The sequence below is a fragment of the Paenibacillus sp. SSG-1 genome, from assembly GCF_002224835.1.
In the GTDB taxonomy this organism is placed as follows: Bacteria; Bacillota; Bacilli; order Paenibacillales; family Paenibacillaceae; genus Paenibacillus_AQ; species Paenibacillus_AQ favisporus.
Window position 1 is genome coordinate 6810354 of sequence record NZ_MBRK01000001.1, and the last position, 24906, is coordinate 6835259.

22 protein-coding genes are annotated in these 24906 nt (G+C 56.3%); 9 read left to right on the forward strand and 13 right to left on the reverse strand.

From position 1 onward, the window contains the following. Positions 1 to 111: 111 nt before the first annotated feature. The gene (gene mobA, locus BCV73_RS30985) at positions 112 to 798 is read left to right on the forward strand and encodes a molybdenum cofactor guanylyltransferase (RefSeq protein WP_089549691.1); all 687 of its coding nucleotides are present in this window, start codon (positions 112 to 114) and stop codon (positions 796 to 798) included. Between the two features lie 146 nt (positions 799 to 944). Here mobA and BCV73_RS30990 read toward each other — a convergent pair whose 3' ends face one another. From BCV73_RS30990 to BCV73_RS31015, 6 genes are all read right to left on the reverse strand, one after another. Next, a complete protein-coding gene (locus BCV73_RS30990) occupies positions 945 to 4160 on the reverse strand; it encodes an efflux RND transporter permease subunit (RefSeq protein ID WP_089549692.1) in 3216 nt (1071 codons plus the stop codon). A gap of 44 nt (positions 4161 to 4204) precedes the next feature. Beyond that, complete coding sequence (locus BCV73_RS30995; RefSeq protein WP_179232103.1) at positions 4205 to 5128, reverse strand: TetR/AcrR family transcriptional regulator; 924 nt, start codon at positions 5126 to 5128, stop codon at positions 4205 to 4207. A 215-nt stretch (positions 5129 to 5343) separates the two neighbouring features. Continuing rightward, positions 5344 to 5790, reverse strand: a complete 447-nt coding sequence (locus BCV73_RS31000; RefSeq protein ID WP_089549694.1) for a carboxymuconolactone decarboxylase family protein — start codon at positions 5788 to 5790, stop codon at positions 5344 to 5346. Positions 5791 to 5877: 87 nt separating this feature from the next. After that, positions 5878 to 6192, reverse strand: a complete 315-nt coding sequence (locus BCV73_RS31005) for a DMT family transporter (protein WP_089549695.1) — start codon at positions 6190 to 6192, stop codon at positions 5878 to 5880. Beyond that, positions 6192 to 6539: a DMT family transporter gene (locus BCV73_RS31010; protein ID WP_089549696.1), complete on the reverse strand. Its 348-nt coding sequence runs from the start codon at positions 6537 to 6539 to the stop codon at positions 6192 to 6194. The genes BCV73_RS31005 and BCV73_RS31010 overlap by 1 nt, the downstream gene beginning before the upstream one ends. A gap of 40 nt (positions 6540 to 6579) precedes the next feature. Further along, entirely contained in the window at positions 6580 to 7161 is a 582-nt protein-coding gene (locus BCV73_RS31015; protein WP_089549697.1) for a TetR/AcrR family transcriptional regulator, read from the reverse strand. A 237-nt stretch (positions 7162 to 7398) separates the two neighbouring features. On the opposite strand from BCV73_RS31015, the gene cls reads away from it, so the two are divergent. Continuing rightward, positions 7399 to 8904, forward strand: a complete 1506-nt coding sequence (gene cls, locus BCV73_RS31020; RefSeq protein ID WP_076174735.1) for a cardiolipin synthase — start codon at positions 7399 to 7401, stop codon at positions 8902 to 8904. 172 nt (positions 8905 to 9076) lie between these two features. Then, entirely contained in the window at positions 9077 to 9904 is an 828-nt protein-coding gene (locus BCV73_RS31025) for an ABC transporter ATP-binding protein (protein WP_076174732.1), read from the forward strand. A gap of 221 nt (positions 9905 to 10125) precedes the next feature. On the opposite strand, the gene BCV73_RS31030 is transcribed toward BCV73_RS31025, so the two are convergent. Both BCV73_RS31030 and BCV73_RS31035 read right to left on the reverse strand, forming a co-directional pair. Then, on the reverse strand, positions 10126 to 11655 hold the full coding sequence (locus BCV73_RS31030) for a phospholipase D family protein (protein ID WP_089549698.1): 1530 nt from the start codon (positions 11653 to 11655) through the stop codon (positions 10126 to 10128). Positions 11656 to 11852: 197 nt separating this feature from the next. Next, positions 11853 to 13202, reverse strand: coding sequence for an Nramp family divalent metal transporter (locus BCV73_RS31035; protein ID WP_076174730.1), 1350 nt, complete (start codon positions 13200 to 13202; stop codon positions 11853 to 11855). Positions 13203 to 13648: 446 nt separating this feature from the next. On the opposite strand from BCV73_RS31035, the gene fni reads away from it, so the two are divergent. The 5 genes from fni (at position 13649) to ychF (ending at position 19568) form a co-directional block, all read left to right on the forward strand. Beyond that, positions 13649 to 14716, forward strand: coding sequence for a type 2 isopentenyl-diphosphate Delta-isomerase (fni, locus tag BCV73_RS31040; protein ID WP_256993060.1), 1068 nt, complete (start codon positions 13649 to 13651; stop codon positions 14714 to 14716). Positions 14717 to 15008: 292 nt separating this feature from the next. After that, on the forward strand, positions 15009 to 15569 hold the full coding sequence (locus BCV73_RS31045; protein ID WP_084204127.1) for an ECF-type riboflavin transporter substrate-binding protein: 561 nt from the start codon (positions 15009 to 15011) through the stop codon (positions 15567 to 15569). A 41-nt stretch (positions 15570 to 15610) separates the two neighbouring features. Continuing rightward, a complete protein-coding gene (locus BCV73_RS31050) occupies positions 15611 to 17320 on the forward strand; it encodes an ABC transporter ATP-binding protein (RefSeq protein ID WP_218828237.1) in 1710 nt (569 codons plus the stop codon). Further along, positions 17313 to 18140, forward strand: a complete 828-nt coding sequence (locus BCV73_RS31055) for an energy-coupling factor transporter transmembrane component T family protein (protein ID WP_089549701.1) — start codon at positions 17313 to 17315, stop codon at positions 18138 to 18140. The genes BCV73_RS31050 and BCV73_RS31055 overlap by 8 nt, the downstream gene beginning before the upstream one ends. A 327-nt stretch (positions 18141 to 18467) precedes the next feature. Further along, on the forward strand, positions 18468 to 19568 hold the full coding sequence (gene ychF / locus BCV73_RS31060) for a redox-regulated ATPase YchF (RefSeq protein ID WP_076174721.1): 1101 nt from the start codon (positions 18468 to 18470) through the stop codon (positions 19566 to 19568). 178 nt (positions 19569 to 19746) lie between these two features. On the opposite strand, the gene BCV73_RS31065 is transcribed toward ychF, so the two are convergent. The 5 genes from BCV73_RS31065 to BCV73_RS31085 are packed head-to-tail and all read right to left on the reverse strand — an operon-like array spanning position 19747 to position 23314. Further along, entirely contained in the window at positions 19747 to 20850 is a 1104-nt protein-coding gene (locus BCV73_RS31065) for a DUF4097 family beta strand repeat-containing protein (protein WP_089549702.1), read from the reverse strand. Continuing rightward, a complete protein-coding gene (locus tag BCV73_RS31070; RefSeq protein WP_076174717.1) occupies positions 20847 to 21368 on the reverse strand; it encodes a hypothetical protein in 522 nt (173 codons plus the stop codon). The genes BCV73_RS31065 and BCV73_RS31070 overlap by 4 nt, the downstream gene beginning before the upstream one ends. Beyond that, positions 21365 to 21787, reverse strand: a complete 423-nt coding sequence (locus BCV73_RS31075; RefSeq protein WP_089549703.1) for an anti-sigma factor family protein — start codon at positions 21785 to 21787, stop codon at positions 21365 to 21367. Before BCV73_RS31075 ends, BCV73_RS31070 begins: the two co-directional genes overlap by 4 nt. Continuing rightward, the gene (locus BCV73_RS31080) at positions 21784 to 22380 is read right to left on the reverse strand and encodes an RNA polymerase sigma factor (protein WP_089549704.1); all 597 of its coding nucleotides are present in this window, start codon (positions 22378 to 22380) and stop codon (positions 21784 to 21786) included. Before BCV73_RS31080 ends, BCV73_RS31075 begins: the two co-directional genes overlap by 4 nt. 28 nt (positions 22381 to 22408) lie before the next feature. Beyond that, positions 22409 to 23314 (reverse strand): LysR family transcriptional regulator, encoded by a 906-nt coding sequence (locus BCV73_RS31085; RefSeq protein ID WP_089549705.1) that lies wholly within the window; start codon positions 23312 to 23314, stop codon positions 22409 to 22411. Positions 23315 to 23507: 193 nt separating this feature from the next. Between BCV73_RS31085 and BCV73_RS31090 the strand changes: the two genes are divergently transcribed. Next, positions 23508 to 24806 carry an amino acid permease gene (locus BCV73_RS31090; RefSeq protein ID WP_089549706.1) on the forward strand — a complete coding sequence of 433 codons (1299 nt, stop codon included), beginning with the start codon at positions 23508 to 23510 and terminating at the stop codon, positions 24804 to 24806. Positions 24807 to 24906: the final 100 nt, after the last annotated feature.

A 24906-nucleotide genomic window follows, 5' to 3' on the forward strand; every position in this document is an offset into this window, starting at 1 on the left:
CATATCGAAAGCGGCGTTTTAAAGACTGCCAATCCCACTTTATCATTAGTTGAAAAGGGATACAAACCAACTTTTGAGAATTATCCCATAATTTATTTGGAGCTACTTTAAATGTATGAAAAATACGACCTGGATTGCCTGTTAATGCTTGTAACGAGAGGGATGAGACGAACGATGTTCAAGGTCACAGGAATTTTGCTGGCCGGGGGTCAATCCAGCCGGATGGGGACCGATAAGGCACTGCTGAACGTGAACGGCGAAACGGTAATCGAGCGGATCGTCCGCTTGATGTCGCCTTCTGCTTCAAATATCATCATTTCGGCGAATGACGACGAAAAATATGCGTTCCTGGGCAAAGAAGTGGTGCATGACCGTTATCCGGGGCAGGGACCGCTGTCGGGATTGCATGCCGGACTGCATGCTGCCGCCACGCCTTGGAGCATCATCACGGCTTGTGATATGCCGTTTGTGACGGAAGAGGTTTTTCGTTTTCTGGCACGGAAGGCAGAGGAAGCGGCAGCGGTTATGGATGATAAAAGCGGATTCCAGGCCATCGTCCCGGTATCGGGGGGGCGCATTCAGCCGCTGCTGGCTGCCTACCATCGCAGTGTTCTGCCGTCCCTGGAGACGTGTTTGTCTTCCGGCCGGCTGCGCCTGACCGGGTGGCTGGAGCAGCTGGAAGTGTGCTATGTCTCCGAGGAAGAGCTCATCCAGGAGCTTGGACCCGGTGCGGACAAAACCTTCTATAACATGAATGAGCCTTCAGATTATAAGCGTGCCATGTCAGGTCTTTCTTGAGAGAGGATTTGTGTTAAGTTGTCTGTATATTCCGATTTTATGCATAGGTTAGTAGGTTAGGTTTCGTCGGCAAGCCTAAACTGTATAGAAAAAGGACGTGCCTTTCCCGTTTAGGGAGAGAAGCACGTCCTTTTTATTTGAAGAAATTAATCTTCGACTTTCGGTTTCCGGAATTTCATCAGGAACTCATACACAACCGGCACGATGACCAGCGTCAGCAGCGTGGAGCTGACCAAACCGCCGATAACCGTGATGCCGAGACCTCTGGAGATGATACCGGCACTGTTCTCCAGTCCCGATACGAGCGGCAGCAGGGCACCGATGGTGGCGAGAGCCGTCATCAGAATCGGACGGAGACGGGTGGCTCCGGCTTCCAGCAGCGCTTCCCGCGTCGACAAGCCTTCGCGTTCCTTGTGAATCACCCGGTCGATCAGCACGATCGCGTTGGTCACGACGATACCGATCAGCATCAGGGCGCCCATCAGGGCCGATACGTTCAGCGTCTCTCCGCCGATCCAGAGGCCGACAAGTCCGCCAATGATCGTGAACGGCAGGGAGAACAGGATTGCAAACGGTGCCAGGCCGCCGCCGAAGGTCACGACGAGCACGAAGTAGACGATGGCGATCGCCGCAGCCATGGCCAGGCCGAGCTGGGTGAACGTATCGTTGATCTGCTCGGTGGTGCCGCCGAATTTAACTTCGACGCCGTCAGGCAAATCGATCTTGTCGATTTCCTTTTGCAGGTCCGAAGAAGCTTTGCCGACGTTGGAGGTGACGATGTTGGCCGTCACGTCCACGACCATTTTACCGTCGTTGCGGGTGATCGTATCCGGCGACGTGCCTTTTTCCACTTTGGCGACGTCTTTGATCGGAACGTTCATGCCCAGCGGCGACTGGAGCGTTTCGTTCTCAATGTCGTTGATGCTCTTGTATTCCTTGTTGTCGGTTTCGATATAAACCTTGTAGTCTTTGTTGTCGACCGTCACTTCGGTCAGTACCGGACGTTCGCGGACCGGGCTCAGCTTCATGGCGATTTGACCGGCCGTCAAGCCCATCGAGCTGAGCTTTTGCTGATCCGCCACGATCGTGTATTGGTCATAAGCTTTGGTCAGGCTTGTTTTCGCTTTTTCAAAATGATCCGTGTCTGCCTGCACCAGCTTCAGGATTTGCTCGGAGACCGGCTTGATATCATCCAGGCTGTTGCCGTAGACGCTGACGCTGAGCGAGCTTCCGCCCATGCCGCCGGACATGTCCATCAAGCTCCATTCTCCGGTGGATACTTGTTTCTTCAGACCTTCCACGAGGTTTTTCTTCACGTTCTCAAAGTCTTTCGTATCTTTGTTGTACTCTACATAGAATAGACCCGAATTGGACGAAGATCCTCCAGCCAACGGATTGCCGCTGCCGCCGACGGAATACTGCATCTTGTCGATGTTCGGCTGGCTCAAAATGTATTTCTCGGCTTCAAGGGCCCGCTTCTCCACGGTTTCCAGCTGAGCGCCAGGTTCAGGCGAGTAGGTCACCATGATATATTTGTCCTCCTGATCCGGCAGGAAGCTGGTGCCGATCAGCGGGGTCAGGAAGAAGCTTGCCACGAGCAGAATAACCGCTGAGCCGAATGTGATCAGCTTGTGGGACAAGGCCCAGTTCAAAATCCGCTGGTAGCCGCGGGCCATCCGGCCCGGCTTGTCGTGATCATGCTGCTTGGAGGCCTTGATGCCCTTCTTGAACAGGCTGTGGGCCAGCATCGGCACGAGCGTGATCGCTACGAGCAGGGAAGCCAGCAGGGCGAAGACCATCGTAAGCGCAAACGGCATGAACAGCTCGCCGACCATGCCGGTGACGAACGCCAGCGGCAGGAAGACCGCGATCGTTACGATCGTCGAGGACATGATCGGAACGAACATTTCGCGCGTCGCTTCGCGGATCAGTTCGCGTCCGCGAAGCTTCTCGCCGCTGCTGGTCAAGCGGCGGTAAATGTTCTCGATGACGACGATGGAGTCGTCGACGACGCGGCCGATCGCGACGGTCATCGCGCCGAGCGTCATCATGTTGAGCGTAATATCGAGCCGCCACAGAATCAGCAGGGCGATCAGCAGCGACAGCGGAATCGACAGGATCGAGATGATCGTGGAGCGAATGTTCCGCAGGAAGATCAGAATGATGATAACGGCGAAGAGCGCGCCGAAGACCGCTTTATCCAGCATTGTCGACACGGAGTCTTCGATCGGTTTGCCCTGGTCGAGCAGCACCGTAAGCTCCATGCCTTTGAACTGGCCTTCAAGGTCTTTGGCTTTGTCCTTCACGGCATTGACCACGTCCACCGTGTTGGCGTCATTGTCCTTGACAATTTGCAGGCCGATCGAGGCCTTGCCGTTCGTGCGGGACACCGACTCTGCGCTGCCGACCACCTTGATGTCGGCGATATCGCTGAGCTTCACCGTCGGAATGCCGGTTGGAACGCCGGCCTGGCCGCCTTGAACGGAAGCTGCACCATTGCCTGCCCCGGCGCCGCCTGCACCGGCTGCGCTGCCTGCACCAGCAGCAGCGTCCGCGCCACCGGCACCTTGACCGGCTGCTCCAGCAGTACCGCTCTGTCCTTGTGCGCTGCCCGCTCCCGGCGTAACCGGAATCGTCAGTTTTTTCAAATCATCGAGCGTCGTGATGTTGCCATCCACGACAACCGCCTTAGAGGACTGCTCCAGATTGAACAGACCGAGCGGAACCCGTACGGAGGAGCCTTGAACGATACCCTTGACGGTATCTTCAGTCAGGCCGAGCTGGGCCATTTTCTCCTTATTAAATGTCAGCTGGACTTCCTTTACGTATTGTCCGGAGACGGAGACGGAAGCAACGCCTGGAATTTTCTCCAGTTCAGGCACGACTTCGTCCTCAATGTTTTTGGTCAGACCCTCTAGATCGCTTGAGCTGTCGGACGCGCTGAGGGATACGACCGGAAACGAGCTCAGGCTGAACTTGGAGATCGTCGGCTTCTGGGCGCCGTCAGGCAGCGTCACTTCGTTGAGCGCTTCCCGGACGGCTGCGGTGGCCTGATCGAGGTCCGTGCCGTAATCGAATTCCATGGCGATGTTGGCTGCGTTCTCCATAGACGTAGAGGAGACGTTCTTGACCCCGTCCACGTTCTGCAGCCGCTGCTCCAGCGGGATCGTAATATCCTGCACGACGCCTTCCGGCGCTGCGCCCGGGTAAACGGCGGTCACGCTAAGAAACGGGATGTTGATGTTCGGAATCGTCTCCTGCTTCATCACCAGCCCGCTGTACAAGCCGGCGGCGGCGACGATGACCGTCAGGATCCAGATGGCGAATTTATTGTTCAATGAAAAATTAATAATGCTCTTCATTTCGCAGGTTTCTGCTCCTCTCCTTTGTATCTCTTGCTCACGCTTCAGGTACGATCGGTTCTTGAAAACACGTACAGCCTGCAGATTTCCTTCAATTCGCGGCTTAAGGAAACAAGCTCGGGCACGCTCTCCAGGTTGGCGATCATGCCGGCCAGGATCGCTTTGCGCGGTTCGATGTCCCGAAACTCCTTGTCGATGATATCGATCGACTCCTGAGCCAGGTCACGCTCTGGTCCTTCCGGCAGCTTGTCCTTTAAGAGATCCCGCATCTGCTTGGTAATAATAAGCGGATGCCGCAGGGTCCCCCCGGACCGGTCCTTCAGCTTCTCCGTCCACTCGGTCCATATCCCGGGGGAAATAAGCGGATCCCGCTGCGACCGGACCATGCCGCCGGCGACTTCGTCCAGCAAAAACACGATATGATCGGCAACCCGCCGGATGTTCAGCGGCAAACCCGGAATAAACAGCGTCCGGATATATCCGTCGAGAAGGCCCACCACAAACATGGTAAGGTCCAGCGTGTAGGGATAGACGTCATCCCCGTAAATTTGCTCGAGCTTGTTTTTGAACCACTGGATGCCGATGATTTGCTTTTCACGCAAATGTTTCTGGGACGGGGGCTTTTTTCCCGAAGCATGGTGATCCTGAATCTGCACCACCAGAAACTCCCGGAGCTCCACGAGCAGATTCAGCACGACTTCCAGCTGTTTCCGCAGCTGTTCTTTGGGAGTCAGAAGGTGTTCCTGTTCCACCTGCATAACGCTGTCCCGGATCAGGCCCTCACAGTACAGGTAGATGCTGCTCTCCAGATCCTCCTTGGATTTGAAGTGCAGATACAAGCTGCCTTTGGACATGCCGCAGTATTCCGCGATTTCCTGCATGGAGGTGGCCGAAATTCCCTTTGTGGAAAACAGCTGCAGGGCGGTTTTCAGAATCTGTTTTTTCTTGTCCGCCAGTTTCTCAGACAAATGCACCTTCACTCCTTTCTGACACTTCGGTTCTCAAATTGACCGCCTAGTCAGAACGATTATATTACAAAGCGAAGGTCGTTTTCAAACAACCCGGCGCCATTTACAAAAAAAGGCACCTTCCTGGTTGTAATACGCAGGAAGGTGCCGGTTGGGCTCCATATTTATAGGGAATGAATATGGCGAAATTGTGACGGTTTTGGTAGGCGGTTCTATTAACCCATACAGCCCGGGAACATGCCGGTCGAAATGGCTAAACGGTTCCAGCAGTTAATGGCGTTGATCGCCATCAGCAGGTCGACGATTTCCTTCTCGTCAAAATGTTCTTTGACCCTGCCGAACACCTCATCCGGGACGCCTGCCTCGGAAATTTTCGTCACGTATTCCGCAAGCTCCAGCCCAGCGCGCTGCTGCTCAGTGAATACGGGAGCTTCCCGCCATACGCAGACCAGCGTCAGCTGCTCCAGGTAATCTCCCAGCTTGAGCAGGTCCTTGCTGTGCATATCCAGACAAAACGCGCATCCGTTGATTTGCGACACCCGGATTTTAATCAGCTCGGAGAGCACCTTGTCGATCGAAGTGCTCTGGGCAAACTGCTCAAAAGCAAGCATCGCTTTAACAGCCGGCATATTGGCGTCCCTGTAATTCAATCTGATTTCCATCGATAACAGCCTCCTTTAGGTTCGTTCACAAAGAAGACTGATCAGGTGCGCGGTTTGTGACATCGTTCCATAAAAAAGCAAAAAAAATTATGAGATCAGCTTCAAACCTACCGCTGAGGCCAAAATCATCGCAATAAACAGAATCCGCCGCCATTCCTTGGGCTCGCCGAACAGAAACATGCCGGCCAGCGTGCTGCCGACCGTACCGATGCCGGTCCAGACGGCGTACGCTGTTCCCATCGGAATCGAGTTCATGGCGTAGGACAGCAGGGAGAAGCTGACGATAAAGGACAGGATCAGCATGACATATGCCGGCAGCCCTTTCTTTTGCGTGACGCCCTTGATCCCGATGACGCCGAACATTTCGCACAGGCCGGCGACGACGATTGCAATCCAAGCCATCAGTGATTCGCCTCCTTGTGTCCCTTGCCGTCTTTGTCAGTGACCAGCTTAAGGCCGATCACTCCGGCGAGAAGAACGAGAATGAGCAGCGACTTGGACCATCGGAACGGTTCGCCGAAGAACAGCATCTCGGCAACGACGGTGCCGGCCGTTCCCAGGCCGGTAAACACCGCATACACCGTCCCGACCGGCAGATGGTTCGAAGCGTTAATAATGAGAATGAAGCTCGCGATGATCGCGATGACCGTAAGAATCCATTCAAGCGCATTGTCCGAGTGCTTCAGGCCGGACACCCACAGCACTTCCACAACGCCCCCGATAATAACAGAAAGCCAGTGGCGGTTCATGATGATCCTCCTTTGTTTGTCCGTTAGGATGCCACTTGCGTCATATATGATGAATGCCCGCCCAGTATACGGGCCAAGATGCCGCCAGTCTTCGCTTTGATCCCTCCAGCCCGCCGCACACCATTTCGATAAGGACCCCGTCGATCAGCGTCATGTAGGCGACGGCTGCACCGTCCGGATCTTTAACCGGGAGGTGGCCGGCGGAAGCATGGAGGCGCATGACGCGAATCATCCGCTTTTCCATCGAATCCAGAAACGGAAAAACCAGTTCCATGACCTGATCATGCAGCGAGGATGGGGGAAAGTAGGCCATGCGCAGCACAAACTTGGTTTTGCTGCTCCGGGTATACTCCTCCTGGAGATACTCCAGCAGTCCCTTGAGCCGCTGCTCGAGCGGCTGGTCTTTCAGGCTGATATAGCGGCGGATAATCCGGGTCCCTTCCTCATTGAGGGCGCCCTTCAGCGTCTGCAGGAACAGCTCATCCTTCCCTTTGAAATGCGCGTAGATGGACGGCTTTTTGATGCCGACTTCCTCGGCTATTTTTTGCAGGGACGCTCCTTCATATCCATCCTTGGCAAAATGCGATAATGCAGCTTGAAGCAGGGTGTTTTTGGCGTTCATATCATCGACTCCTGTTGACTACCTAACGGTCGTTAGGTGATATTTTTTCACACAATGCAGCCAATGTCAAGAAGATGGGCATTCTAACATCAGGCATGCACGGAAATTTCAGGCGGGCTTGTCCATTCGATAAAAATTCGTAGGAACTTTGAACTTGTTCATGTAAAATATACCTTATGGGTTTGGACGATGACCATGGATATGCATGTTTTTAATGATACTTAAGAGAGGTAACATATGAGACGGGGAATACAAATCTTTATCATTGCCGCGATATTATTTGCGTTTTACTATTTTGGTTTCGGCGTGTTCGGCAAAACCGCGGGAACCATTGTCAGTATATTTTCCACGCTTACCGTCGTGTCGCTCGGGTTCATGATTTTTATGGAGAACCGCAACCCGTCCTCGACGATGGCCTGGATTCTGCTGCTCGCCCTGATGCCGGTGGTGGGTCTGTTCTTTTATTTGCTCTTCGGGCAAAACTACTTCAAACGGCGCAAGTTCGATAAAAAAGCCGAGCAGGATCTCAGAACATATGACCGGCTGGAAGAGAATGGTGCGCGGTTCCATCCGGATCTCTCTTCCTTTAATCCCATGCAGCAGCAGCTGCTGCATCTCTCGCAGCGGCTGGCGCGGACTCCGATTTCCTTCTCCAGCGATACCAAAGTGCTGACCAATGGGCAGGAAACGTTCTCCACCCTGCTGAAGGAGCTCGAGAAGGCCAGGCATCATATTCATATGGAATACTACATTTACCGCGCCGATCACATCGGAACAAGGATTCAGCAGATTTTAATTGAAAAGGCCAAAGCCGGCGTGCAGGTCCGCTTTATGTACGATGCCTGGGGAAGCATGCAGCTGCCCAAATCGTTCCTCCGGGCCATGCAGGAAGCCGGGGTTCAGGTCGTCGCGTACGGAAGCTCCAAGGCGTTTTTTCTCTCCCGGGTCAACTTCCGCAACCACCGCAAAATCGTCGTGATCGACGGCAAGGTTGGCTTTATCGGCGGGCTGAACGTCGGGGACGAGTACCTGAGCCGCAATGCGGCATACGGCTTCTGGAGAGACACCCATATGCGCGTCAGGGGCGAGGCGGTGCGGACGCTGCAAATTATTTTCCTGCAGGACTGGCTCTATATGACCGGGGAAAAGGTGCTGGACGCCGAATATCTGTCTCCCGAGCTGGCGGAAAGCAGCGGCGGCGCCGTGCAGATTATCCCGAGCGGACCGGACAACGACCGGCGTACGCTCAAAAATATTTTTTTCTCGATGATCACCTCGGCGCAGAAATCGGTCTGGCTGGCGACGCCTTATTTTATCCCGGACGACGATATCCTGACGTCCCTGCGCGTGGCTGCCATGTCGGGGCTCGACGTACGGATCCTTTTTCCGTCCAAGCCGGATAAGTGGCTGCCGTTCCTAGCTTCCCATTCGTATTTTCCTTCGCTGCTCGACGTGGGCGTCAAAATTTACGAATACGAAAAAGGGTTCCTGCATTCCAAGCTGCTGATCATTGACGGCGAAGTGGCGACGATCGGAACCGCCAATATGGACATGCGCAGCTTCCATTTGAATTTTGAAGTGAATGCGCTGCTGGTGCAGACCGAGAGCGTGCAGCGGATCGTGTCGGACTTTGAACGGGATTTGGTGTATACGAAGCAAATCATTCCCGATAAATTTAATAAGAAAAAAATACCGGAACGCTTTATGGAGTCGCTCGCGAGGCTGCTATCCCCTTTGCTGTAGCGGCTTTGCGGTGGTACGAGGTAGGCGAAAAAGCTTCTTTGGGCGGCCCGTGAGTGGTTGACATTCACGCGGCCGCCGATTATATTTGTGATAATGATTCTCATTATTGTGGACGGACGTTATTAGATTGGTTTAACTCATATGATGGGCAGAATTGGGGGTTACGGGAAAGATGACGCTTTTGCAAACGGAAGCATTGACGCTGGGGTACGGCGATACCGATATTATTAAAGACCTGCATTTGGACATTCCCGAAGGCAAAGTTACGGTTCTGATCGGCAGCAACGGCTGCGGCAAATCCACGCTGCTTCGTTCCATGGCGCGTCTTTTGCGTCCGAAGAGCGGATCGGTACTGCTCGACGGCAAGGAAATCCATCGGACGTCAACCAAGGAAGTTGCCCGGAATATGGCAATTCTGCCGCAGGGACCGACGGCTCCGGAGGGACTGACCGTGCTTCAGCTGGTGAAGCAGGGGCGTTATCCGCATCAATCGTGGCTGAAGCAGTGGAGTGCGGAGGATGAGCGTCTGGTGAACGAAGCGCTGGAAATGACGCGCCTCACCGATTTGGCTGACCGCGCGGTTGACTCCCTGTCCGGAGGACAGCGGCAGCGGGCCTGGATCGCCATGACGCTGGCGCAAAACACCGACCTGATTCTGCTCGACGAGCCGACGACGTACCTGGATTTGAGCCATCAGATCGAGGTGCTGGATCTGCTGTATGAGCTGAACCGTGAGCAGGGACGGACGATCGTGATGGTGCTTCATGACCTGAACCTGGCCTGCCGTTATGCCGATCATATGATTGCTGTGAAGAACCAGGGCGTCTATTGTGCCGGTGCACCGGAAGACGTGCTGACGCCGCAGATGGTCAAGGAAGTGTTCTGCATGGACTGCATGATTGCGGAGGATCCGATCTTCGGAACGCCGATGTGCGTGCCGCACGGCAAAGGCCGTTTGTGCGGAGACCGGTGCAAGCTGTCGGCGGTCTGCGAAGCTTAGGGAATCCGTTCGGTGACCGGGAATTCACTTGAATTGTAATAACAAGATGGAACATGTAACAGAAGGCGCTTCTGCATAACAGAAGGCGCCTTTTTTGCGTTGTATGATCATAACGGCCAGATATCGCTGGGTCTATCCGGATGAAATGACTGTGCTGATAAGGCCCAGGTCTACCGGAGAATGGGAGGACGCCTGTGAAAGCATCGGGGCTTGGTGACGCATCAGAAGGTCGTAAATCCAAGCAGCTTCTGCACGCGGAACAGAAAGTCCTTGAACCAGGTGGACTTTTCCTGATACGCGCTCAGGTCCAGACTGTAGTGCCCGTCCCGGTTGTTCCAGAGCCGGTCAAAATAGCCGGCCATCTGCCGGTCCAGCGCATCGCCGCGTGGAACGGATACCCAGAGGTCGTTCTCCAGATTGTAATTGTCCAGGTTTCGCGGCGTGAGATTGGTCGAGCCGCCCATGATCACGGAGCTGCCTGAAGGGTTGGAGATGTACATCAGCTTCGTATGATACTGCTCCTCGGTCGTGTTGTACCAGCGGATGGCGATACGGCCATCGGAACGTTTGGTGAGCTCCTTCGCGACGGGACGGTTCGGGATACCGATTTTGTCCTGGCCGAAGGCGTTCTGATTGGGATCAAGCAGCAGCCGGATGTTGACGCCTCGGTCGGCGGCATCCAGCAAGGCGCTCATCACCTTTTCGTCGGCCAGATAAAACATGCCCATCCACAGGGTGGACCCTTGCGGTGCCCGGTTGATCTCAAGCAGCGTATATTTGTCAATTTTGCCTTCGGTCAGATAGCGGACGGCTATTTTCCCTTGGTTTGATTTCTGAGCGTTCTCGGAGGCTGGGGCATATACCGGGAGTTGGTAGTCCCCGGACAGCCGGGCCGCCGCCTGCTCGCCTTTCAGGATATCGCCGATAATCGGGCCTTGCACCTCAAACGCAATATTGGAGTGGTAGGCGCTGGCATCATGCACGTTACCGGAAGAGACCAGAGCGGTCTTCTCGCTGACCACAACCTTACGGTGGTTGGCCTTGACGTTCAGCATTTTTAAATACGACCTTGCGGTGACTTTGGGCCCGTCGTTTGCCATCAGATTCGGAATCCATCCATTGCCCGACTGGCCGAACCACTGGATAAACGTCCGCCACACGGCGGAGTAGATCGGGTTTGAATCCCGCAGCGGATCCACATCGGTCACGACGACCTGGATGCCCGCAGCCTTCATCGCTTCGAGCAGGGGGTTGGGGGCGGAGCCGTAATTCGTATTGATCTGGTCCGTAATAAAGACGATCTGCATCTGGGGATACTGCTTTTTATGCGCTATGAGCTTGTCCGCCAAGTCCTTGCTGACGGTCGGAAACTTCTGCCCTTTATGCTTGTAATCGTTAAACAGGAACAGATCAATGACAAGAAACTCCCTGGATTCATCGACAATCTGTATGATCCGATTCGTAATCTGGGGCTCATGGATGACCCGCCCTTGGTTATCCGGGTAAGTCAAGTCGCGATAGAAGCGGACTTGATCGACATGGTAGAGCGGGCTCTCGTAGGATATGCCGGGAGGAAGCGGCTTGTGTGTTTGATAGACGATGACCCCGGCGAGCCAAAGGATGAGCAAGCAGGCCGCAGCCAGAATCCAGCGCCGAACCCGGCGTTTACGGCTTTTCCCCTGCGGCTGCCAGTTGGCCGTACGCGAATGGTACGGTTCAGGTGCGTCCTGGGATGGGATATGTTGGGTCATCGAGTCATCGCCTCCTTTGCTTGTCCACTGCAGCCGGGTTAAACGGCAGGGTTCTCCGAGGGAATGGCCCCACGGTTTGGAACCCTGCCTTGCTTGGCACAGCGGTCTAACCAACTATTAACGTCGAAAGGGCCTGTTTGAAGCAGCGGAACGTTGTCATCATATGGGAAAAGGGCATGGTGACCCTCGGTAGCAGCCTAGAAAAACGTCCCATACAGCAAATAGATGTTCAGCGCTGCGATGACGGCTGCTACGATCCAGGCCAGTATCCGCACCCAGCGCGGGGCGATAAAAGGTCCCATCTTAACGGGATCGGATGTGAATTTGACGAGCGGGAACACGGCGAAGGACAGCTGCAGCGAAAGGATGACCTGGCTGAAAATCAGCAGCTGGCCGGTAGAGCCTTCCCCGTAAATTCCGATCACGATTACGGCGGGAACGATAGCGATCAGGCGCGTAATCAGACGGCGGATCCATGGCTTCAGGCGGATGTTCATAAAGCCTTCCATAACGATCTGGCCGGCGAGGGTTCCCGTCAGCGTCGAGTTTTGGCCGGAAGCGAGCAGCGCGACGGCGAACAGAACGCTGGCCGCACCGGTGCCGAGCAGCGGAGTAAGCAGCTGGTAGGCGTCTTGAATCTCTGCTACTTCAGTATGCCCCGTTGAATAAAAGGCAGACGCCGCAAGGATCAGAATGGCCGCATTGACGAACAGGGCGATGGTGAGCGCCACGGTGGAATCCGCGGTAGCGAAACGGATGGCCGATTTCTTGCCGGCGATGGACTCGTCGTACCGGCGGGTCTGCACGATCGAGGAGTGCAGGTACAGGTTGTGGGGCATGACGGTCGCGCCAAGCATGGCCAGGGCGATGTACAGCATTTCCGGGTTCTGCACGATGTCTGCCGTCGGAACGAATCCGGCCATGACCGCGCCCATCTCCGGCTTGGACAGGAACAATTCGACCCCGAAGCACATGATGATCACAGCGATAAACGAAATGACCAAAATTTCGATATGCCGGAATCCTTTGTTTTGCAGCAGCAGCACCAGAAGGACGTCCACGGACGTGATGAGGACACCGGCCAGCAGCGGCAGGCCGAACAGCAGCTGCAGCGCGATGGCCGAGCCGATGATTTCGGCCAGATCGCAGGCCGCAATCGCCAGCTCGCATAATATCCAGAGCCCAATGCTGACGGGCTTGCTGTAATGATCGCGGCAGGCTTGGGCCAGGTCCCTTCCCGTAGCAATGCCAAGGCGGGCGGACAGGGACTGAAGCAGGATCGCCATGAGGTTCGAAATCATGATGACCGACAGCAGCGAGTAGTTGAACATGGCTCCGCCGGCCAAATCGGAGGCCCAGTTGCCGGGATCCATGTACCCGACGGCGACGAGGTATCCGGGACCCGCGAAGGCTAGCATTTTGCGGAAGAAGCTGCCCTTCAAGGGAACCTTCATCGACTTATGAACCTCAGGCAGGCTGGGCGGACCGCCTCCTTTGCGCCAGCCGCTTCCGGCGGCTGCCAGTCGGCTCTCCTCACTTGCGTTCATGGGCAGCACTCCTTTCACAACATTCTTTCGATTCAAATCGAGTCTAAACGGCTATCACATCCTATTGGAAAGCACCTGGGCTGTTGCATGTACTTCAAAAATTTTCCCCAAGGAAACTTTGTGGGCTCCTAAGCCAACGCTTCGGCCGAACAACCTGCAAAGCATTTATGGCTCGCTGCTGTGACGTGTGCCTGTGTGAGCAGCCAGCATTACACCACGATGTGTGAACCGGGTCGCGGGAGGGGAAGGCCGCCGCCTTGTGAACTTTGGTCAGCCGGATGCATCATCCGTGATGTACAGGATGGAAGGTTGGCTCGGTTTGAGGCAAGTTGGCGAATTTACCAGAGGTTCTGTGGTATAATACTTTCTTTAGAGAATCGTGCGGTGACGAGCGGGTCACGAAGTTAATCAAGGTTTGCAGCATATCTATGAAAGGGGCGCATCAGATGAACGGAAACGAAGCGGAAAGCGGGTCTTTGCTGCCCGAAATACCTACAGGGGAAAGAAAAATCGAGCACGTGCGCCTGTGCCTGAGCGAAGATGTGGGCAGTGGCGTAACCTCCGGCCTGGAGCAGTACCGTTTTCGCCACTGTGCGCTGCCCGAGATTGGCTTCGAGGAGATTTCCCTCGAAGCCTCCTTCCTCGGGCGGACGCTCCGGACGCCGCTCCTGATCAGCTCCATGACGGGCGGAAGCGAAACGACCGGGGCGATCAACGCCCGCCTGGCTGCCGTCGCCGAGCGGCGCGGCTGGGCGCTCGGGGTCGGCTCGGTCCGCGCGGCGGTGGAGAAGGAGGAGCTCGCACCGACCTTCCATGTGCGCACGCATGCGCCGACGATCCCGGTGATCGCGAACCTGGGCGCGGTCCAGCTGAACTACGGCTTCGGCGTGGAGCAGTGCCAAAGGGCAGTCGATATCGCCGGCGCGGACATGCTTGTGCTGCACCTGAACGGCCTGCAGGAGGTGTTCCAGCCGGAGGGGAACACGAATTTCAGCGGCCTGCTGTCCCGGATCGGAGAGGTGTGCCGCCGGCTGGACGTGCCGGTCGGCGTCAAGGAAGTCGGCTGGGGCATCGACGGGGATACGGCGGCGCGGCTGTACGAGGCCGGCGCGGCCTTCGTCGATGTGGCCGGCGCCGGCGGGACTTCGTGGAGCCAGGTCGAGAAGTTCCGCAGCCGGGACGCGGTTAGGCGCCGGGCGGCGGAGGCGTTCGCGGGCTGGGGCACCCCGACCGCGGAGTGCATTGCCGAGGTGCGGGCGGTATCCCCGCACGGAGGGCTGATCGGCAGCGGCGGGCTGCAGGGCGGCGTGGACGCCGCCAAGGCGCTGGCGCTCGGCGCCGATCTCGCGGGCTTTGGCCGCAGCCTGCTCGGCCCGGCCGTCTCGTCCGAGCAGGCGCTGGACGAGGCGCTGGCGCAGGTCGAGTTCGAGCTGCGCACCGCGATGTTTGGCATTGGCGCGGCGGACGTCGCCGCGCTGAAGGGTACGCGCCGGCTGGTGCGGACCCGGCCCTGACCCGGGCGGCGGACCGCAGCCCCCAGGCCGCAGGCAGCTGGATGATGCCAAAAAGCAAACAATCAACCAAAGGCCCATTTTCCTGATCGGAAATAAGGCCTTTTTTGTTGCCCTTATGGATGTTCCCGCGTTCCGTGCGGCGATCGATCCAAAAAATTTATATAATATTTACCAAAAAAAGTTTTGCCTTCGTTTCAGCCTGCCCTTATATTAAGAGTACAAATAACGCGAAATGTTCGCCTTTAGGACATGAAGGTTGTTGAATTGATGCAAAGGGGAAGGTGACTCTGCTTTGAAGAAATCCATTTTTCAGTTAAACACAAGAACCGTGGTGACGATAGGCATCGGTGCGGCCCTCTATGGAGCCACCAGCTTTATTGGAATTCCCGTGGGACCCGATACCTCGCTGCGTCCGGCGATTGCGCTGCTGGCGATTTTCGGCGCCCTGTTCGGCCCGGTGGTCGGGTTTATCGCGGGGCTGATCGGCCACGTGCTGAACGACCTGCTCACCAGCGGTACGGTATGGTGGGGCTGGGCGCTCGGTTCCGGCATTACGGCCGCATTTATGGGACTCATTTACTTATCCAAAGGGTTTGACCCGCAGAACGGTACATACAAAGGAAAGCATATCGGCCTGTTCATCGTATACGGCGTCGTCGGCATCATTCTGTCGCTGCTCTTCTCAGGATGGTTTGACATCACGTTTATGGGCGAGCCGTCGGATAAGCTGCTGGTGCAGGTCACGGCCGCTTCGATTTCGAATATCGTCGTCTTTTTGGTGCTCGGGGTTCCGGCTGTGATCGGATTTGCCCGCAGAAACGCCAAAGTCAGCAATTTAAGCGTCAACGAGTAGGTGCTTGGCAGAGCGCCACAGGATAGGAGATTTACGTCATGATGCAGCCGATCATCTCGTTTCAACAGTACAGTTTTAAGTATAAAAATCAGTCGGAGCCCACGCTGAAGGACATTACGCTGGACATTTATCCCGGAGAAAAGATCTGGATCGCCGGTCCCAGCGGCTCCGGCAAATCGACCTTGGCCCATTGTATCAATGGGCTTATTCCTTTTACCTACGGCGGAGACATCCGCGGCCGTCTGAGTATTGCCGGACGGAATCCTGCCGAATTGAGCATTTTCGAGCTGAGCCGCACGGTGGGGACGATTTTGCAGGACCAGGACTCTCAGTTCGTGGGCTTAAGCGTGGCCGAGGACGTGGCGTTTGTCATGGAAAATAAAGCGATGCCCCGCGAGCAGATGAAGCGGGAAACCGCTGTTTCCCTGGAGCGGGTCGGCATGCTGGAATATATCGACCACAGCCCTTACGAGCTGTCGGGCGGGCAGAAGCAGAGCGTGTCCCTGGCCGGTGTGCTGTCGACGGATGCGGAGGTGCTGCTGTTCGACGAGCCGTTGGCCAACCTCGATCCGGCGGGCGGTCGCAAAGCGATGCAGCTCATCGACGATATCCACCGGCAGGGCGGCAAAACGGTCATCCTCATCGAGCACCGGGTGGAGGATGTGCTGCAGCAGCCGATCGACCGGATCGTGCTGATGAAGGACGGAGGCATCGCGGCGGTCGGTACGCCGGACGAGATTCTGGCGTCCGGCCTGCTACGCGGCTGCGGCTTGCGGCCGCCGCTGTATGTCGATGCGCTGCGGTATGCCGGCGTATCCCTGGACGGTGTTCAAGGCCTCAGCCGGCCGCAGCCGCTGGGCATTCCCGGCCTTGGTGAGCGGCTGGATGGGTGGAGCGAACAAGCAGCTGCCGGGGCGCCGTCACAGCCTGCAGAACCGCTGCTGGACGTACGCGGGTTGACCTTCGGGTATGAGCCCGGCCAGCCGGTTCTCAAGGATGTATCGCTGCAAGTCGGCGCCGGAGAGATCGTTGCGCTCCTGGGGAACAACGGGGCGGGCAAATCGACGCTGTCCCAGCTGATTACGGGCATTCTGAAGCCGCAGTCCGGCTCGATGCGGTATGCCGGCCAGGATATGGCCTCGTGGTCGATCCGCCGCCGGGGTGAAGCGATCGGCTATGTGATGCAGAATCCGAACCGGATGATCACGCAGCATATGATTGCGGACGAGGTTGGCCTCGGCCTGAAGGTCCGCGGCGTGCCCGCCGCTGAAATCAAGGAGCGGGTCGCGGGCATCCTGCAGACCTGCGGGCTGTATCCTTTCCGCAACTGGCCCGTTTCCGCGCTCAGCTACGGCCAGAAGAAGCGGCTCAGCATCGCCGCGATTCTCGTGCTGGCGCCAAAGCTGATGATTTTGGATGAGCCCACGGCCGGCCAGGATTATCGGCATTACCAGGAGTTTATGGATTTTATCGAGCAATTGGCCGGACAAGGCATCGCCTTCCTGCTCATTACGCACGACATGTATCTGGCTTTGGAGTACGCGCAGCGCGCCGTGGTGCTCAGCGGGGGCGAGGTGCTCGCCGCCGACACGGTCGCCTCGGTGCTCAGCCGTCCGGAGGTGACGGAGCCGGCCCATTTGAAGGAGACGTCGCTGTCCCTTTTCGCCAAAGCCAACGGCCTGGCTTCGCCGGAGCGGTTTGTGCAGGCTTTTATCAACGCAGAGAAGAAGGGGAAGAAGGGCCATGAATAGAACGGGCAGCCTCTATGTCACGGGGAACTCGCTGTTTCACCGGCTGGACGGAGCGGTCAAGCTGGTGCTGTTTATGGCCTGGACGGTCATGACGTACATGTTTTTGGACCTGCGGGTGTTTGTGCTGATGCTGGTTGTCGGGATTGCGCTGCTGGTGACGGCAGGGATTCCTTTTAAAAAAATGGCATTTTTGTTTTGGCTGATGATTATTTTCACGGTACTGAACGGCATCTTTATTCTGCTCATCACGCCGACCTTCGGCACACGGCTGACGGGGACGGATACGCCGCTGATTCCGCTCGGCTATAATACGATCAATGCGGAGACGCTGTTTTACGTGCTGACGCTGTCGGCCAAATATTTGACGCTGCTGCCGATTACGATCCTGTGCATTTTCACCACGCAGCCGAGCGCATTTGCCGGCAGTTTGAACCGGATCGGCGTCCCCTATAAAATCGCCTACGCCGTCAGTATTGCCCTCCGCTATATTCCGGATCTGACGGAAGAATTCCGGAGCACGCTGAACTCGATGCAGGCGCGCGGCATGGGGATTACGAAAGGGGACGGCAGCATCGCCCAGCGCTTGCGTAACTTGGCGGCGGTCGTCGTTCCTGTGCTGCAGTCCGCGCTGCACCGGATCGATTCGGTGACAAACGCCATGGAGCTGCGGGGATTTGGCACACAGAAGAAACGCACCTGGTACAGCGGCAAGGAGATGGAAGGGCTGGACTGGACGTTAGCCGTGCTTGGCGTGCTGCTGCTGGCTGTAGGCATTTGGCTGAAGATGCAGGTGCTGAAAGGATTTTGGTATCCTTTTTAGAGATCGTCTGGCAAATGTTCTGGCAGTAGGGCCCGGAGAATCCGGGTCTTTTTCGTCGAAAGCTTGATTGCCTGCGTCTGCGGCATTGGTTTTCGCAGCTTTCATTCATTTTGCCGCCTTTCGTTTTTTACACGATCGCTGCATCTTTATCCTTAAGCACTTTACGCTCCCCGGTTCGTTTCATCCCATCATCAGGGCGAAATGAAGGCTTAAGCCGGGCGTCCGATCGTAAAGTCCAATCCTTGCCGCTCCGGGGGTTCTAATATATAATGGGTAGGATTGAGAGACGTCTGTTTAACTATTACCTAAATAGGAGTTGTCATATAAATGGCTTTGAAAGCAGGGATCGTTGGACTGCCGAACGTCGGCAAATCCACGTTGTTTAACGCAATTACCCAGGCGGGCGCCGAGTCCGCCAACTATCCGTTCTGTACGATTGATCCAAACGTCGGGGTTGTCGAAGTTCCGGACGAGCGTCTGGATAAGCTGACCGAGCTGGTCCAGCCGAACAAAACCGTACCGACCGCTTTTGAATTCGTCGATATCGCCGGCCTGGTCCGCGGCGCGAGCAAAGGGGAAGGTCTGGGCAACAAGTTCCTCGCCCATATCCGCGAAGTGGATGCGATCGTGCACGTGGTGCGCTGCTTCGAGGATGAGAACATCACGCACGTGGACGGCAAGGTCAACCCGGTCAGCGACATTCAAACCATCAACCTGGAGCTGATCTTGGCCGACCTGGAGAGCGTGGAGAAGCGCATCGACCGTTCGCGCAAAAACATGAAGGGCGGCAACAAGCAGTACGCCCAGGAAGTTGAAGTGCTGGAGCGCCTGAAAGAAGCGCTGTACAATGACCAGCCGGCCCGCAGCGTGGAGCTGTCGGACGAAGAGAAAGTGATCGTGCGCGATCTGCACCTGCTGACCCTGAAGCCTGTCTTGTATGCGGCCAATGTCAGTGAGGACGGCGTGGCCGACGCGGACAGCAATCCGTACGTGCAGCAGGTCAAGGACTTTGCGGCAGGCGAGAACGCCGAAGTCGTTCCGATCAGCGCCAAGGTCGAGGCGGAAATCGCCGAGCTGGAAGGGGAAGACAAGGAAATGTTCCTGGAAGAGCTCGGTCTCGAAGAGTCCGGCCTGAACCGTCTGATCAAGGCGGCTTACCGCCTGCTCGGCCTGTACACGTACTTTACGGCAGGTGTGCAGGAAGTGCGCGCGTGGACGATCCGCAAAGGAACGAAGGCGCCGCAGGCAGCCGGCGTCATCCACACCGATTTTGAGCGCGGCTTTATTCGTGCCGAAGTCGTCTCCTACGACGATCTGGTCGCCGCCGGTACCATGAACGCCGCGAAGGAACGCGGCCAGCTTCGCCTGGAGGGCAAAGATTATGTCGTTGCGGACGGTGACGTAATGCATTTCCGTTTCAACGTGTAAACGTGTAATTGAGGCAAACATTTAGATATTGAGTAAGCAGATAGTCAACGTAAAACCGCCATTCCCCGGGTAACCCTTGGAATGGCGGTTTTTTGGTAGGGCTGAGTGGTCGGTTATCCCTGTCCTACCCAGTGCGAAAGGCCGATTATCGCTTTCAGCCTGCGACGATCGCAGCTCTTTAATGATTCACGGTAATGCTGCCGTTGGACGTGGCCAGCCCCACGGTAAACTGTCCGTCTCCCAAGGTGGCCGTGGCGCGGGAGTCGCTCTCATCCACCCAGCCGATGTTGCCCTTGATGGAGGAGTTGGACGTCTTGGCGGTCAGCTTGGCGCTGGCATCCTCGGAAACGGTCAGGTTAATGCTGCCGTTTGAGGTTTTCACGTCCCAATTGCCGGCGATGCCGCTATCGCCCCGAACGGCGCCGTTGCTGGTCCGGATGTAGACCGGGCCGCCAAGCTGGTTGGCCGTCACCGTACCGTTGCTGGTCACCAGCTCGGAAGGGCCGTTGATGTTCGTGGCTACGATCCGGCCGTTGCTGGTCTTGGCCGACACCTTGCCCTGGATATCCTTTACATTCAGGGTGCCGTTCGACGTCACGGCCGTCAGTCCGGCATGAAGTCCGGAAGCGTCGATGGTGGAATTTTTCGTATGCACTTCCACTTCGACCGACTCCGGAACCTGGAGGTTAAAGTAATCTTCAGGCATCGCCCAGCCGCCGATCAGGACGATATCCGGTTGATGTTTATCCAGTGTCAGGGTCAGCGTGTCCCCCGACGTTTCCGACTTCCAGTGCTGCTTCGTCCATTTGTCGGCATTGGCCTGGGAGGATTCGGTGCGCACGCGGACTTTTCCCTCATAGGCAATATTCGAGCCTTGAGCTTCCGTTACGTTAACCTTGCCGCTGTCGAGGAAAACTTCCACCCGCTTGATTTCTCCCTGCGCCGGAACCGATCCCTGCACGGCGCTGAGGTAACCCTTGTTAAAGAGGAACGTCCAGTTGGGGTAAATCGCCTGGGCTCCACTGACAATCAGAAGCAGAATCAGGATCGTGACGCTTCCGCCGCCCAGACGAACCCGCTGGTTGGCATGCACGACATTGGAAATGACAACTTCAATGCCGAGCAGGATGAGCAGAGTGGGCCATACGTATTTCAGAACTTCAAAACTGATGAACTGATTCATTTGAAGAATGATGATGACCCCAAGGCCGATCAATCCGATGGCGGTGGTCCATTTGCCGATCTTTCGGACCGGCGGGCGCGTCTCAAGCGGTGCGGTCACAGATGCTCACTTCCCTTATGGTTTGGTCTTTTGCCAAGCAGCCACATGCCGTAAACGATCAGGCCGACGGCCAGCAGCACGCTGGTAATATTACGGTTCAGCAGCCATTCCCACAGGCCGGGGAAGACGCCGACGAGGAGGACGAGAATGCCCATGCCGATGCAGGTTGCCCCGATCCAAAACGGATGGACCGCCGATTCCTTCTGATATCCGTTCATTTGAATCCAGTCACGCTCGGTCCAAGGATAGCCGAAGGTATCCTGGCCCATCATCATCCGCTCATGCTCCATGGCCGCGGCTTTCATCCAGCTCGCCTTCTGCAGGGCGTCAAACAGCTGGTAGAACCACAATATCGCCAGAGCGAACGGAAACAGCATCGGAATCGACGGGATGAGGATGATGCAGACGCAGGCGCCGATCATGTACTGCAGTCCCTGTTTGGCGAATCCTAAATATAAATGGCCGAGGCCGGGAATCATGGACAACATAAACGTGAGCCATCTACTTTTTCTAATCATGGGTTACCCTCCTTAAATATGTGCTCCATTCGAGTGGATAAATGCTGCGTGGCCTCCGTTAACCCGTTCCCCAGATGCTCAAAAATCCCGAATTGGAATAAGCAAAAGGTCAGGCAGGCCGCAAGCCCGAAATGGGCCAGCTTGGATTTCTGCGACTCTCGGGGCCGGCTTCTCGGCAGCGATCTTACCGCCAGCGGCGGCATTTGACGAACTTCCTCCATCACGCCGGCAACGATATCAGGCATATCTATGACCGGACCGGGATTCTCCCAAATTTGGGACATCTCCGTAATTTCCTGATACCAAGCCTGGCATTCCGGACAATGGTTCAAATGCTTTTCGATCAAGAGGGAGGTTTCGGGCGGCAGTTCATGGGCAGCGTAAGCGGCCATCTGGTATTGAATGAGTTCGCATTTCACCTGAGCTCCTCTCCTTTCTGACGCATCATTTGTCTGGCACGGTATAATTGGGACTCAACGGTTTTGGCGGTAATGCCCCGCCTCTTGGCAATCTCCTGATAGGAGCATTGTTCAAAATAATACATCTGCACGGCCGACTTATACGGCTCCTGCAGCTCATCGACGATTTGACGGATCCGGCTGTTCGTCTCTTCGGAGAGGACGATCTTCTCGGGTGTCTCGGCGGTTACCCAATCGTTTTCGCTAACCTCTCCCATCGTCCTTCGCGCCTGTTCCCTTTGGTGGGCCCTTTTCCAGTCCAGGCACTTCCGGACGGCGATTTGATACAGCCAGGTGGAGAAGGAGGATTCTTCCCGAAAAGCAGGCAGGGCCGAATATGCCTTAAGGAAAATGTCCTGCGACAAATCTTTCGCCGAGACGCTGTCGGCGGTCATTTTCAGGCATACGTGGTATACCATGCTCTGGTACCGCTGCACCAGAAATTTATAGGCTTCCGGATGGCCGGCTTTGACCGCCCGGATCCACTGCAACTCTTCTTCCAGTCTTCTCCCCTCCTCCCGATACGTTAAGTTAGACGCCGCATGTCGAGGCATCCCTGCAAAGTTTTTAAAAAAAATTTATTCAGCCGTTTTGGCGCCATCTGGCGGCATGTTCCCGGGACAGGCGGATGAACTCCCCAAGGGCCGGAGACAGCCACTTTCCGGGATGGTACAGCATTTGCGTGGCCACTTGGCAGGGGCTGTCGTCCCAAGGGAGCCGGATGAGCCGGCCGGAGGACAGCTCGTCCTTGACCGCAATGGCGGGCAGCAGGGAGATGCCGAGACCGGACATGACGCAGTGCTTGATCGTCTCGATGCTCCAGAACTCCAGGTCGCTGCTGCTGTAGATCGCGTGGCTGTTTAAATGCTGTTCGAGCAGCAGGCGGTAGCTGCAGTCCGATTCGGTATGGATAAAAGAAACGTCTTTCAAGTCCAGAGTATCAACCTGCGGCAGCAGGGTCAGGGGATGCGCCGGCGGCGCAATGAGCGCCATCGGTTCATGAATGAGCGTCTCCGACTGCAAGTGCGGGTCATCCGCTTCCGGCTCCAGCACGAACACCAGGTCCATATCGCCGGACAGGGCCAATTTCTTGAGCTCCTTGCAGCCGGCCGGCCGGAGAATGATCTTCACGTCCGGGTACAACTCCGTGTATTCCTTTATAATGTCCGGCAGGCGGAACGCCGCAAGGGACTCGGGTGCGCCGATGTTCAGCGTCCCGGATGGCAGGCTTCCGCCAGCGGACATTTCGGCCAGCGCCCGGTCGTGCAGCTCCAGCAGCTTGATGGCATAGGGCAGCAGGCGCTCGCCTGCGGTTGTAAGCTGTACCTTTTTCCCAAGACGGTCAAACAGCTTCGAGCCGACTTCCTCCTCCAGCGCCTGAATTTGCGCCGTGACGCTCGATTGGGCGTAGGACAGGATTTCGGCGGCTTTGGTAAAGCCGTGCGTATCCGCAACGGTTCGGAAGGTGTGTAAGTGTTTTAAGTCCATCCATAATCCTCCATGATGCGAAATATGAATTCGTGGCCATCATCATCTATCGGTTCTCCCGATGGAAACGATCAAAATAATCTGTTTTACCTATTCATCTATTATCTGTTAAGCTGTGAGCACTGCACAACCCTAGAATGACCGGTAATCCCTGCCGGTTACACCATTAATAGCAGATAGGATGATCAAATATATGGCTTCATTAGAAAAGACCTCATTCGAAAAAACTTCTACAGCATCACACTTAACCTCTTCCATTCGGCTGCCTCAAGCTATCGCTTTATATATCGGTTCGGTGCTCGGATCCGGTATCTTGATCGTGCCGGGGCTCGCCGCGCATATCGCGGGTCCGGCCTCGCTCCTGTCCTGGGGGCTCATGACGCTGCTCATCCTGCCGATGGCCCTTGTCATGGGGCTGCTGTCGGCGCGTTATCCCGATGCCGGGGGCGTGTCCTCGTTTGTCTCCAGAGCATACGGCACCAAAGCCGGGACGCTGGTCGGCTGGTTTTTTCTCATGTCGGTGCCGATCGGCGCACCGGTAGCAGCATTGACGGGAGCAGGGTATATGACTGCAGCCTTTGGACTGGGTGACGGCGCCAGAATCGTCATCGCCGCGCTGATGCTGGCTGTGTCCCTGTTCATCAACGTCTTTGGCATGAAGCTGGCAGGCAGCGTGCAAATCGTCGTCGTATCGGCGATCGTGCTGGTGCTCATCCTGGCGATATCCGGTTCTTTTCCCCATATGGAAGCAAGGCATTTCACGCCTTTTATGCCGGAAGGGTGGATCAGCGTCGGCCAGAGTGCGGCCATTCTGTTCTGGTGCTTTATCGGCTGGGAGGCGGTATCGCATTTGTCCGAGGAGTTCGTGGACCCGAAACGGGCGGCGGTGCAGGGCGTGACGGTTGCGGCCATCATCGTCGGCGTGCTGTATTTTCTGACGGCTTTGGCCACGGTGGGAACGCACAGCTATGGGGGGAGCGGATCGGACGTATCGCTGCTGCTGGTTATTGAAAAGCTGCTCGGTCCGGCCGGGGCCGTTATCGCGGGCTTGACGGGAATGTTTATTTGCACGGCCACGGTCATTTCGTATACCGGCGCTTCGTCGAGGCTGGCTTACGCGCTGGCCCGGGAAGGAAAGGCGCCGGCCTGGATGGGGAAGATGTCGTCCCGATTCCAGACGCCTGTCGGGGGACTGGGCTTCCTGGCAGGCTGTTTCGTGCTCGTGCTCGTTCTGTACGGAACCGGCGCGGTGTCCCTGACCACGCTGATTACGCTCCCCAATGCCACGTTTATTTTGACGTATCTGGGCGGCTGCGCAGCCGGGATCCGGCTGCTGAAAGGCCAGCGGTGGGGACGGACGGTCAGCTGGCTTTCCTTTATCCTGACGGCGGCGGTGTTTCCGTTCGTCGGGTGGGCGATCTTGTATCCGCTGGTCATTTGCGGCGTTTATTTTTTGGTAAGTATAGGGCGGAAAAACAAAGCGCAAGCTTAACATAAACAGGCTTTCGGCTATCCTGTTCACCCATGTCGGCTATGGTAAATATGCGCGCACCGTGATATAATAAAAAGTCGTCTACCCTCTATTTTGATAG